The sequence below is a fragment of the Bacillus sp. UNCCL81 genome, from assembly GCF_900112535.1.
GTDB classification, from domain to species: domain Bacteria; phylum Bacillota; class Bacilli; order Bacillales; family Bacillaceae_G; genus Gottfriedia; species Gottfriedia luciferensis_B.
The window spans coordinates 79,342-92,169 of sequence record NZ_FOMF01000003.1; the positions used below are offsets into that span (position 1 = coordinate 79,342).

The 12,828-nt window shown below is 33.9% G+C and carries 8 protein-coding genes; 7 read left to right on the top strand and 1 reads right to left on the bottom strand.

All coding sequences use genetic code 11. The features are described 5' to 3' along the window. Positions 1–147: 147 nt before the first annotated feature. From BM319_RS06285 to BM319_RS06295, 3 genes are read left to right on the top strand one after another with little or no spacing between them, the layout of a single operon-like run. The gene (locus tag BM319_RS06285; RefSeq protein WP_091021810.1) at positions 148–336 is read left to right on the top strand and encodes a DUF3311 domain-containing protein; all 189 of its coding nucleotides are present in this window, start codon (positions 148–150) and stop codon (positions 334–336) included. Between the two features lie 2 nt (positions 337–338). After that, positions 339–1,817, top strand: a complete 1,479-nt coding sequence (locus BM319_RS06290) for a sodium:solute symporter family protein (protein ID WP_091021812.1) — start codon at positions 339–341, stop codon at positions 1,815–1,817. A 51-nt stretch (positions 1,818–1,868) separates the two neighbouring features. Continuing rightward, positions 1,869–3,857 (top strand): oxidoreductase, encoded by a 1,989-nt coding sequence (locus BM319_RS06295; protein ID WP_091021814.1) that lies wholly within the window; start codon positions 1,869–1,871, stop codon positions 3,855–3,857. 272 nt (positions 3,858–4,129) lie between these two features. Here BM319_RS06295 and BM319_RS06300 read toward each other — a convergent pair whose 3' ends face one another. Further along, positions 4,130–5,041: a LysR family transcriptional regulator gene (locus BM319_RS06300; RefSeq protein WP_091021816.1), complete on the bottom strand. Its 912-nt coding sequence runs from the start codon at positions 5,039–5,041 to the stop codon at positions 4,130–4,132. Between the two features lie 132 nt (positions 5,042–5,173). Here BM319_RS06300 and BM319_RS06305 point away from each other — a divergent pair, with 132 nt between their 5' ends. The 4 genes from BM319_RS06305 to BM319_RS06320 all read left to right on the top strand — a co-directional run bounded on the left by BM319_RS06305 (position 5,174) and on the right by BM319_RS06320 (position 12,822). Next, complete coding sequence (locus BM319_RS06305) at positions 5,174–8,764, top strand: bifunctional 2',3'-cyclic-nucleotide 2'-phosphodiesterase/3'-nucleotidase (protein WP_091021818.1); 3,591 nt, start codon at positions 5,174–5,176, stop codon at positions 8,762–8,764. A 222-nt stretch (positions 8,765–8,986) separates the two neighbouring features. Next, positions 8,987–10,249 carry a cation:proton antiporter gene (locus BM319_RS06310; RefSeq protein WP_091021820.1) on the top strand — a complete coding sequence of 421 codons (1,263 nt, stop codon included), beginning with the start codon at positions 8,987–8,989 and terminating at the stop codon, positions 10,247–10,249. Positions 10,250–11,268: 1,019 nt separating this feature from the next. After that, entirely contained in the window at positions 11,269–11,586 is a 318-nt protein-coding gene (locus BM319_RS06315; protein WP_069033477.1) for a DUF3870 domain-containing protein, read from the top strand. A 150-nt stretch (positions 11,587–11,736) separates the two neighbouring features. Beyond that, complete coding sequence (locus tag BM319_RS06320; protein WP_091021822.1) at positions 11,737–12,822, top strand: dipeptide epimerase; 1,086 nt, start codon at positions 11,737–11,739, stop codon at positions 12,820–12,822. Positions 12,823–12,828: the final 6 nt, after the last annotated feature.

The following is a 12,828-nucleotide window of genomic DNA, read 5'->3' on the forward strand; positions in this document are numbered from 1 at the left end:
TATCCGAATTTACGCCCTTGGAGTGTTATACCAAACGAAAGTAGCCTAACTAGGCAAAATCGGACACGTAGAAAAGGGAAATAAACGAAATCTATAAAAATAATCGTTTTTTATTGATTTTTATAAGTTTTTGGCAACGGGTATCAAATGAAAAAGTTACTGTATGTATTAAGTGCGATACCAGCTATTGGGTCACTCTCAGTTATTAATAAGGTAGAGCCATATGTTCTTGGAATGCCGTTTGTTTTATTTTGGACGATATTATGGGTTTTTCTTACGGCTATATTTTTATTAATAGTGAATAAACTTGATCCCGCTAATAAAGGGGGCGATTAATAGTGAATTCAGCTTTAATTGTTATCCTTGGCTTTCTAGCTTTATCAATTTGGTTAGGCTTACAAGCACGTAAAGGTAAAGAGATGACTTTTGAGCAGTGGTCAATTGGTGGACGAGGTTTTGGTTCTCTTTTTGTTTTTCTATTACTAGCAGGAGAAATGTTTACGACATTTACTTTTATGGGGGCATCGGGAAGTGCCTACTCTTTTGGTATGCCGGCAGTCTATGCTTTTAATGCCTTCTACTTTATTATAGCTTATTGGCTTTTACCTCCTGTTTGGAAGTATGCAAAAGAAAATAACGTTGTGTCACAAGCTGATTTTTATACGAAAAAGTATAATAGTTCAGCACTCGGCGTTCTTGTTTCAGTTATTAGCATTATTTCAATCATTCCATATTTAACGATGCAGTTAAAGGGTCTAGGGATTATTGTTTCCGAGGCTTCATATGGAAAAATTCCTCAGAGTATTGCTATTACGATTGCCGTGGTTACGATCGCAATTTATGTAACAGTTTCGGGTATTCATGGTTCAGCTTGGACGGCTGTTATTAAGGACTTTTTAATTTTATTTGTTGTGATCTTTTTAGGGGTCTATTTTCCAGTACATTATTATGGTGGTTTTCAGCCGATGTTTGAGGCTATCCAAACTGCTAAACCTGACTTTTTGATATTTCCAGAGAAAGGTTTAAGTGTTTCTTGGTTTATTACAACTAGTATCATGCTAGCACTTTCCTTTTACATGTTTCCTCATATGCTCATGGGAGTTTTTTCTTCAAAGAGTGCAAAAGCTCTTCGATGGAATGCTGCATTTATGCCAATCTATCAAATTATTATTGTCTTTTCATTATTTGTTGGATTCGCTGCTATTTTAAAAGCTCCAACTTTAAAAGGTGGAGATGTGGATTTAGCTTTATTTAAACTCGCAAAGATTTCATTTGATCCATGGTTTGTTGGGATCATTGGTGCCTCAGGTGCTTTAGCGGCACTTATTCCAAGTTCATTGGTTTTAACATCTGCAACTACAATCTTAACGAAGAATGTCTACAAGGTTTTGAAGCCGAATACAACAGATGATCAGCTTATAAAATTAACCCGACTTCTAGTACCAATCATTGCACTAGTAACACTTTATTTTACCTTAAATGGTGGCGATACAATTATGACACTGTATATTATGGCATACAGCTTTATGGCACAATTGTTCCCGGCGTTGTATTTTAGTCTCTGGAAAAAGAATCCTGTAACAGTTCAAGGTGCATCTGCCGGAATCATAATTGGTGTTGCAGCCGTTACGTATTCCACAATAACTGGCACAACGCTAGCAACTTTGTTTCCATCGTTTCCGCATATCGTACAAGATATTGATGTTGGTTTAGTTGTAATGGTTATTAATTTTACTGTAACGCTAGTAGTAAGTAGGGTTACAAGAAAACGAAAATTTGTAGTAGAAAAGAACGATCAGATGCTTACTAATTTCTAAAGAAAATGGATAACGAATTATTTATTTTAGGAGAAAGGAAGTGGTTCAATTATGACTGACTTTAAACACCTATTCTCAAATGTGACGATTGGAAATACCGAACTTAAAAATAGAATTTTATCGACAGCACATCAAACGAATTATGTAGAAAATGGCATTCCTACTCCTGAAATGACCGCCTATCATGTTGCCCGTGCGAAGGGGGGAGCTGGACTTATTATTCTTGAAGCGGCAGCAGTTCACTCATCAGGCATGCTTACTTCACATACAATCGCGGGATTTGATGAAAAAGTAGTACCTGCTTATGCAGAAATTGCAAAACAACTCCATCAATATGGCACGAAAGTTTTTAGTCAGCTATTTCACGGAGGTAGAGAAGTCGTATCAAGCGATTACCGTAATGCTGCTTGGGCGCCGTCTTCTGAACCAAGTTTTCGATTTGGAATAATGCCTAGACCGATGAACATTGATGAAATTAAAGATGTCATAGAGGGATATGCTTATTCAGCTTTATTAGCTAAAAAAGCTGGTCTTGACGGAGTAGAAGTTTGTTGCTCTCATGGTTATTTACCAGCACAATTTTGGTCTAGCCATACGAACTATCGAACAGATGAATACGGTGGTACTTTTGAGAACCGAATGCGTTTTATCGTCGAAATAGTACAACGTATCTGGGAAAAAGTGGGTGAAGATTTTACCGTAGGAATTCGAATGAGTGCAGACGAAATGACGATGGATGGAACGAAAGTAACAGACGCTGTGAAAATCGTCGAGCACTTAGTTGAAAATGTTAGAGTAGATTTTATCAATGTAACATCTGGTGATTCAAGTACATATGCAGGTTCGACTCATATTGTTCCACCTTCTCCAATCAAACATGCTTATAATTCTTCACATTCATTTAAAATTCGGATGGCTGGAGCGGTTCCAGTTTTTGTCGGCTCGCGAATCATAGACCCTATGGATGCAGATCGCATAGTTGGCTCAGGAAGAGCGGATGTTGTTGGAATGACACGAGCTTTAATCGTTGACCCTGAATTACCGAATAAAGCAATGAGAGGCGATCTACATTCAATTGATGCATGTTTAGGATGTATTCAAGCATGCATTGGTCACTATTCTAAAGGCCTTCCTATTGGATGCGTTCAAAATCCGATGGCAGGTAAAGAAAAAGAATTATTACCGCTTGTTCAAAGTGTAAAAGTAAAACAAAAAGTGCTTGTCATTGGTGCAGGTCCTGCTGGATTACATGCTGCTATAACTGCTGATGGTGAAGGACATGAAGTAATTTTAGTTGAACAAAGTGATGAGATTGGTGGATTGCTAAGAAAAATGAGAAAGGCCCCAATGCGACAAGAAGTAGCTGAAACGATGTTAGACAATTATATAAGAAAGCTATCTAAAAGTAAGATAGACGTCCAGCTTGGAAAGAAAATTACCATTGATAAAATAAAAGAGATAAAACCCGATGTCATTATATGTGCAGTAGGATCTAGACCATACTTTCCACATGTAGAGGGCATCGATGACCCGAGAATCATAACAGTTGATGAGCTTTTCAGCGGAACTTCTATCCAGGTTGGAAGACGTGTACTGGTATTTGATTTAATTGGCGATTGGCCAGGAATAGAGGCTGCTATACACTTAAAGGAGAAAAATCATGATGTTTCCTTGTTTTCCGCTAAGGTTCACATAGGAAAAGAACTTCATTCATATCTAGTAAATGAATATCTAAAAAGACTCTATCAATTAAAGGTAGATGTTCGCCCGCACTTTGATTTTGGAGGTATTCATAATAACCAGGTCAAATTGAGAAATCTTTTTACTCATGAGACTGAATTGATTAACGACTGGGATACAATTGTACTTGCAATGGGACGAGTACCAAATTTTGAGCTTTTTGAACAAGTGAAAAGTATGGCACCAGTTGTTCGACAAATTGGGGATTGTTTAGCACCTCGTACAATTGAGGAAGCTACTTATGAAGGCCTGACATCTGCTCTTGAAATAGGAGTTGTTTCTTCTGAGGTTCATGTATAACTGAATTAGACTTAAAAGAACCTAATCAAAAAAAGATTAGGTTTTTTAGACTGTTGAAAAATTAGTTTGTCAATATTATGAGTAAAGTATATTAATATTTTTGCGTATGTACTTAGTCATGAGCCCGTTATGAGTAAGTTATTTTCAACTTCTCGCTAAATAACTAACTCATGGACCCGCAACTTCAAGCTTGTTGAAATACTCATGCCCCTTTTATGAGTATTTCAATATCCTTATAATTTTTAAAAAGATGCAAGAAAAACCCAATTCTATTAGTCTTCTTGTAAATTATTTACACGTTTAAATTCTTCTTTTAATTCATTTATATACTTTTTTTCAGTTGATGAAAGCGGAGGATACTCACTTCGAACACAACCAACATAAAAAGGACGATGGAAAGGATTAATCAGTTCGATGGCAAAGGCTTCCCCAGATTGAATGAGTGACTCATTTTGCACAACAAAGTCTGTACCAATTGTTATAGCAATATTTTCATTGACAGCACTTCTAATACTATCGAGATTATTTGTTGTAAATAAGATCTCAGTTTTGTCTTTTAAAAATTCATCGTAATACCATTTTAGATATTGTTCTTCATGAATTACAAACGTCTCGTTTGATAAATCCTTAATCGTTAACTGGTTACATTCGGCTAGCGTATGATTTTTACTGACACAAACATTGATATTCACCTCTTGAAATATATCGAATACCAGATCTTTATTATTTTGTAATAGTTGATCATATATCCAAATCAAACCGAAACGTGCATTCTTTTGTCTTACCTCATTTAAAATATCTAGCGAGCTTTTACCATTAACTTTAATCTTAGTGTTTGGACTATCAAATTTAATTAATTTAATGACACCAACGATATAATGCATTAGTCCAGGTACAGAAGCAATAGTAATCTCTTTTTGGATTTCATTTTTGTTGATAGCTAACTGCTTTAATTTTTCAGCATGGGCTAGCACATGAAGAGATTTTTCAATTAATTCTTCGCCCTCAGGTGTTGGAATTGTTCCTTGTCTTAAACGTGTAAAAATTTTAAAACCGAATTCGTCTTCTAAATTATTTATGGCTTGTGAGATTGCTGAAACAGAAATATGTAAATTTTTTGCGGACATTGATAGTGATTTCGTTTTTGAAACATCTACAATGTAAGCTAAATGGTCTAAATTCATTTATTTGCTCCTTAAGAAATGGTTAACTATATTTAAGTATAATTAAATATATTTTAACCTATTTTAATTTTATAATAATTTTTGGGGATAATTTTTAATCAAATCCTAATAAAGTATTTAAGGGGAATATAGATGAGGAGAAACAACCGTAAAAATTCGAAAGCGTTATCATTTTCACTAGCTTTATCTTTATTAAGTATGTCAGTTATGAGTACGCCGGCGTATGCAACACCAAAAGAGGCTGAACCTGTAAATGTGCTTGCATCTAAAAAGAATAAAGATGAGAAGGATTTAGTAAACTTTCGAATTATGGAAACGACAGATATCCATACAAATTTATTAAACTATGATTACTACAAGGATGCAGCATACGAAAAAGTTGGATTAGCTAAGACTGCTACTTTAGTAAAAGATGCTCGTAAAGAAGTTCAAAATAATGTTTTAGTCGATAATGGGGATTTAATACAAGGTACTCCACTAGGTACTTATGAAGCAAAAATTGACCCATTAAAAAAAGGAGAAGTTCATCCTGTATTTAAAGCAATGAACATAATGGGTTATGATATTGCAACTTTAGGTAATCATGAATTTAACTATGGATTAGACTTTTTAAATGAAGCATATAATGATGCGGATTTTCCGTACATTAATGCAAACGTTTACGTAGATGATCACGATAAAAATCCTAATAATGATCAGAACAAATTTACTCCTTATAAAATCATTAAGAAAAAAATGATTGATGAGCAAGGAAAGAAGCAAGAAATTAAAATCGGCTTTATTGGGTTTGTACCACCTCAAATCAATGAGTGGGACAAGGCAAATCTTGATGGGAAAGTTATTACTAAAAATATAGTAGAAACAGCTAAAAAATTCATTCCTGAAATGAGAAAAGACGGTGCAGATGTTATTGTTGCAATGACTCATTCAGGTTTTAATGCAAATAAAGAAAATACTGAAGACGTTATTTATTCTTTAAGTGAAGTACCTGGTATTGATGCAATTACGTTTTCTCATACACATAAGGTATTCCCGGCAAAATCAGAGGCTACACTTGATGCATTATTTTTAGGGGCAGATAAAAAGCCATTACCTGGTGTTGATAATTCGAAAGGAACAATTAATGGCGTACCTGCTGTTCAAGCGGGATACGGTGGTGGTTCATTAGGATTAATTGACCTAACACTTAAAAAAGAAAAAGGAAAATGGTCAGTAGTCAATTCCCAGTCTTCAACTAGAGAAATATGGGCTGATGTAAAGGATCCTGCTACAGGTAAAACAAAAACAGAAAGCACAGTAGCTCCAGATCAAGAAATCGTAAATGCTGTTAAACCAAATCATGATGCAACAGTTAAGTATGTAAATACGCCAATTGGAACAACTACTGATGATATCCATAGTTACTTTTCATTGATACAAGATGATCCATCGATTCAAGTTGTTACAAATGCACAAAAATGGTTTGTAGAAAAATATATTGCTGAAAAGAAACCAGAATATAAAGAATTACCAATTTTATCAGTAGGAGCTCCATTCAAAGCTGGCCGTAATGGTGTAGCTGAGTATACTGAGATTAAAAAAGGCGACCTTACGATAAGAAGTGCAGGCGACCTTTATCTTTATGATAATACGTTAAAAGCAATTAAAGTAAAAGGTTCTGTAGTTAAAGAATGGATTGAAATGACGGCAGGTAAATACAATCAAATTGATCCTAATAAAACAGAAGAACAAGCATTATTAAATCCAGCTTTTCCTGTTTATAACTTTGATGTAATTGACGGTGTTAACTATCAAATTGATGTAACAAAACCAGCCAAGTACGATTTAAATGGAAATCTTGTTAATAGTAATTCAAGTCGAGTAATAAATTTAACTTATAATGGACAACCAATTGATCTAAATCAGGAATTCATCGTTGTAACAAATAACTATCGTGCTGGTGGCGGTGGTAATTTCCCAGGTGTTAAAGGTAGCGAACTTGTAGTAGATTCTGCTGATGAAAACCGTCAAATCTTAATGGATTACATTTCAGAATCGAAAACAATTACACCAACAGCAGATCATAACTGGTCAATTGCACCAATTAGCGGAAATGTAAATGTAACGTTTACGACATCACCAAGAGCGGAAGAATTCATCAAGCCTAATAGTAATATTTCATTTAAAAATAAAACGGATCTTGCAGGCTTTGGAATTTTTAAATTAGATTTAGGGACTGCTCCAAAAGAAAATATTAAAGTTCAATTATTGGGCTTAAATGATCTTCATGGTCAGCTTGATACGGATACAAAAGTTACTGTTAATGGCCAAGAATTATTAGCTGGGAGTATGGAATACACAGCTGCTGCAATGAAGCAACGTGAAGCAGAAAATCCAAATACATTACTTGTTCATGCGGGTGACATGATTGGCGGTAGTCCACTAATCTCAGCATTATTCCAAGATGAACCAACAGTTGAAGTAATGGAAGCAATGGGTTTTGATGTAGGTACAGTTGGAAATCACGAGTTTGATGAAGGTATAGCTGAATTAAAGCGTATGATGAATGGTGGAGAACATCCTAAAGGTACAAAAGGATATGACGGAATGAACTTTCCAGTGATTGCTGCCAATGCATATGATTCTGCAACAGGAGAATTAATTACTCAACCATACACAATTAAACAAGTGGGCGGTAAAAAGATTGGTTTTATTGGTGTAGTAACGCAAGAAACTCCTAATATGATTGTTCGAAAAGGAAATGAAACGCTTGAAATTCGTGATGAAGTTGAAGCAATTAACCATTATACAGATATTCTAAAAAAACAAGGAATTAAAGCAATCGTAGTATTAGCACATAACCCTACTCTTCAAACAGGTAAAGCAGATTTATATGATGCAACTGATATTGCTGAAAAAGTTGATGATGAAGTAGATGTTATTTTTGCTGCTCATAATCATGTATTTAATAATAAAGTAGTTGATAATAAATTAATCGTACAAGCTTATTCGTATGGTTCTGCATTTTCTGATGTAGATTTAGAATTAGATGCAGTAACAGGTGATATTGTTAAGAAGGATGGAGAAGTAGTAACAGTTTATCAAAAAGACTATACACCAGACCCGACAGTTTCAGCGATCATGAAAAAATATGAAGATTTAATTATGCCAATTAAAGCTGAGATTGTTGGTGACTCAATGCAAACTTTACCAAAAGGATATCCATCTTCTGATACTTATGGCGATTTTGCACTAGGTAACTTAATTGCAGATGGAATGAAAGCTGCGATGAATGCTGACTTCGCAATGATGAACGGTGGCGGAGTTAGAGCGGAACTTGACGCTGGTCAAGTTACGTTTGGTGATTTATTCGCAATTCAGCCTTTTGGAAATGTATTAAATAAAGTAATGCTTAGTGGTCAAGATATTGAAACAGTGTTAAATAATCAAATTACCGATAAGGGCTTAGATTTCCACATTGCTGGATTTAAGTATACGTGGGATTCATCAACTAGAAAAGTAGTAGACATCCTTTTACCAAATGGTAGTAAAATTGACCCGAACAAAGAATATTCAGTTGTAGTTAACAACTATATGTACGGAAATGTAAAATATGGTATTGGCGAACGTTCTACTGATTTAGAAGTAGGACCAGAAGATCTTCAAGCGACTGTAGATTATGTTAAATCACTTCCAAGACCTTTTGTTTATGAGGTTGAAGGAAGAATTCAAAAAGTAAATTAAAAGTATTTCAAAAGTTTTCTAACTAAAAAACGCATTCTATATTAGAATGAAATGTCGGCTTGTAGACAAAGTGGTAATTTCCATTTGTATACAAGCTATTTTGTATAAAGGATGTATTGATCTTAATGTGATGAGAAAGTTTCAATCCCTATTTATAAAATTATGTCTTCATATCGTATTAAAAATATGAAATGGAAAAAAATAGAACTATGAAGTTTTTGGATGGTAGAAAGTAGGTTTAAAAATGATATGGAAACAAATTTAATTGAAAATGTGAATAGTTGGATTGAAAGTATATTAATTCTTTTGTTAGCGGGAGTTTTAGTGTGGATTTTGGCAAGTAAGTTAAAAAAACCATATACAATTTTCCTTGTCATATTAGGTTTATTAATTGGTTTATTAAATTTTCCTTTTTTTAATAAAATAGCCTATATGTTTAGTGACCATCAGTTCTTTTCTGTCATTGTTTTAAGCTTCTTTTTACCCTCTTTATTAGGAGAAGCAGCAATTAAATTAGAGTTTAAAGATCTAAATAAATTTAAAGGAGAAATTGCAAGACTAGCATTATTTGGGACTTTCTTAACTTTTATCATCATTGCACTAGTATTGACTTATCTTTGCCATTTACCATTTGTCGTTTCACTTACGATTGCTTCTTTAATGTGTGCAACCGATCCGATCTCAGTAATGGGCATCTTAAAGGTGATGAAGGCTAAAAAATCAATTGCGATTAGTTTAGAAGGAGAAAGTTTATTTAATGATGGAATAGCTGTGGTGCTATTTAAAATTTCTACAGTTTATATTATAAGCTTCATGAATAAAGGGTTATTTGGTGCTTTAGGCGCAAGTTTTATTTTATTTCTTAAAATTGTTTTTATTGGTGTAATTGTTGGTTTGGTTTTAGGATTTATCGCGTCATATTTAATTAGCTTAGTTGATGATTATCCGCTTGAAACAATGGTTTCATTTCTTTTATTTTACGGTAGCTATTTAATAGCAGAAATATTCCATGGAAGTGGAGTAATCGCTGTTGTTATTGGTGGTATTGTTTTTGGTAACTATGGCAAAAAAATAGGAATGAATGAAAATACAAAAAATTATATGTATAGTTTTTGGGATATTATTTCATTTATCTCAAATACAATTTTATTTTTGCTTATCGGAATAGAAGTGTACCGATTAAACATTTTCTCAAATTGGAAATTAACTTTGTTTTCTATTTTAATTACTTTAATGGCCAGAACAATTGCAGTTTATATTAGTTTATTTAAAGCAAAGAGTTTTACAAGTACTGAAAAGTTTCTTATTAATTGGGGGGGATTAAAAGGAGCTTTATCGATATCATTGGCATTAACATTACCTCATAATTTTCCTTATTATAAAAGTATTGTATTAATTGTATTTGTAAATGTAGTTTTTTCTTTACTAGTACAAGGTTTAAGTATTTCGAGTTTAATTGCAAAAATAAAAAAACAAACTATTTAAAACGTGAAACGCTATAATGTAGTTTGGTTATGGAAATAATCTTTTTAAGTCATTTACAAAGTTTGGACAACATATTTTCTAGGAACAAATCTAAGAACAGGTAGCTTTAACACAATAAACATACTTAGTATTCCATTTGAAATTGCCTACTTTTAATTGTATCGTTTTAAAATTATATCTTAATAAGAGGATAGTAAAAAAGAATGAATAAGAAGTTAGAAACCTCTTGTACTTCAAGAGGTTTCTTCACGCTGTTGAAAAACAACTTTGTCAATTAAATTACCAAATTTTCGTAAAAGGAGTAGAGTGATGTTGATTTCCATTACAGGATGCTCGCTTTCCATGGGGCGAGATTCTTTAGCCTCCTCGGCAAGCCTGCGGGGTCTTTAGCCTTCCCGCTAATCCCATAGGAGTCGAGCACCCCTCCATTCCAATCAACTTTTTCATCAAAAAAAGTATGCAATAAATCCTAATCAAATTGCCTTTACTTAGAGTAATCTAGCAGTTTTTATTAATCAGTTTGTAGTTCTATTAATATCGAACATTAAACTAGATTAGTCAAATAAATTTGTTTTTCTAAGAATAAGCTCATAATTATTTAACTTCTGAAAAAAACATGTCTAGTGTTATTGGAATCATAAAATTGCTCGAACATATTAACATTTAAGACCATTAAAAGAACATCCAGAAAAATGATAATTTCATCATTATTAAATGTTTATTTAATGTCCGTTTTCCCTATTGACCATTTTATATTTCAACACTCTGTAGAAACCTCTTGTACTTCAAGAGGTTTCTTTCGTACTTAAATTTTAGATGTTGGGTTAAAATCTAGTAAAAAAGTAAGAGTCTCCATCTAGTCCACATTTCCTTTTCTTTAAACTGAATATTCATAATATATTGTCAAAAATAGTTTCATATATTAATATTAACTGTAAGCGAATACATATGCCGATGCCAATTCTTTCCTTTCCGGTTGGAGTTATGCACGGAATACCTGTTTTGCGGGAGGAAATAAATTGTACAATAAAGATACGATCTATCTTATCGGAGATGCAAAGACTTCATCTAATAATCCGATTATGCAGAAATATAATGCTTTTTTTATTGGACTGGTAGTCGATCGGACAAGTCATTTGATTGTTGATGCTGATTGCTCAGCTACTATTTCTTTAACTTCATCCTTTGTGAAGCATTTATTCGAAGGGCAATCGATGTTAAATGTGGATGGAGTAATAGATGAAATTAGTTCAAGGTATTTTGGTTCATCCCAAAAAGCATTGACTGTAGCCTTTAAAAATGCACATATAAAATACAAGCAAATAATTGAATCTTAAATGCTGCTTTATCTATTTTCGTAGATGAAATCCAGTTATTAGCAAAGGGAAGGCCCTTTCTAATAGCTGGATTTTTTATTTAATACAAGATTATTGTGACAATCGGAAACTTACTAAAAATTTTAATCTTAAACGGAAAGGACAAAAAAGATGATTATTCAATCGATACAAGTGCAAACAGAAGTTTTCCCTTTAAAAAAGCCATTTAAAACAGCTCTTAGGACAGCTACCGAAATAGAGAACGTCTTTGTATATGTCCAGCTAGAAGATGGGATTGTCGGAGTAGGAGCTGCAGCACCAACTTTAGCTATTACAGGAGAATCAAAAGAAAGTATTGAAGCGATTTTAAAGACTGTCCTTACACCACTACTACTAGGAAGGGATATTCGAAATATTAATGAACTCTCTTTAATAATTGAACGCTCTTGTGTGGCAAATACAAGTGCAAAAGCGGCAATGGAAATCGCACTGTATGATGCATTATGCCAACATCTTAATCTTCCACTCTATCAATATCTTGGGGGTAAGACAAATCAATTAAAAAATGATATGACCGTCAGTGTAGGAACAGTGGATGAAATGAGTCATGATGCGATGCAAATAATCAAGGACGGCTTTTCTATTTTGAAAATCAAAGTCGGAAAAGATTGGACGAGAGACATTGAACGAATTATGGCCATCCGTGAAAGGGTCGGAAACGACATTACTCTCCGAGTAGATGCCAACCAAGGATGGACGCCAAGACAAGCTGTTTCCATTATCCAAGAATTAGAACAGTTGAATTCAAAAATCGAGCTTATTGAGCAACCGGTCCAAGCAGGTGATATTGATGGACTAAAATTTGTAAAGCAAAACGTCAAAACACCAATCATGGCCGATGAAAGTCTTTTTTCTCCCCAGGATGCAATGCGTCTGATCAAAGAGGATGCAGTTGATCTTCTAAATATTAAGTTGATGAAAACAGGAGGAATTAGAAGAGCGCTGCAAATTGCAGATATTGCTGAAAGAGCGAATATTCCTTGCATGATAGGAAGTATGATGGAAACTTCGGTCTCAGTACTTGCGGCTGCACATATTGCTACTGCTCATCCGAACATACAAAAAATCGATTTGGATGCACCACTTTGGTTAAAGATCCAGGATTTTGATGGAATTGAATTTAATGGTGATGAAGTGCACTTATCTTCACTACCCGGCCTAGGGCTACACCGAGGATTCTCTAAAAGTCTTCGTTAAAATAAG

Excerpts from the sequence above, each read along its gene's own strand:
- BM319_RS06285 (WP_091021810.1), top strand. The coding sequence starts at position 148 with ATGAAAAAGTTACTGTATGTATTAAGTGCGATACCAGCTATTGGGTCA.
- BM319_RS06295 (WP_091021814.1), top strand. The coding sequence starts at position 1,869 with ATGACTGACTTTAAACACCTATTCTCAAATGTGACGATTGGAAATACC.
- BM319_RS06300 (WP_091021816.1), bottom strand. The coding sequence starts at position 5,041 with ATGAATTTAGACCATTTAGCTTACATTGTAGATGTTTCAAAAACGAAA.
- BM319_RS06305 (WP_091021818.1), top strand. The coding sequence starts at position 5,174 with ATGAGGAGAAACAACCGTAAAAATTCGAAAGCGTTATCATTTTCACTA.
- BM319_RS06310 (WP_091021820.1), top strand. The coding sequence starts at position 8,987 with ATGGTAGAAAGTAGGTTTAAAAATGATATGGAAACAAATTTAATTGAA.
- BM319_RS06320 (WP_091021822.1), top strand. The coding sequence starts at position 11,737 with ATGATTATTCAATCGATACAAGTGCAAACAGAAGTTTTCCCTTTAAAA.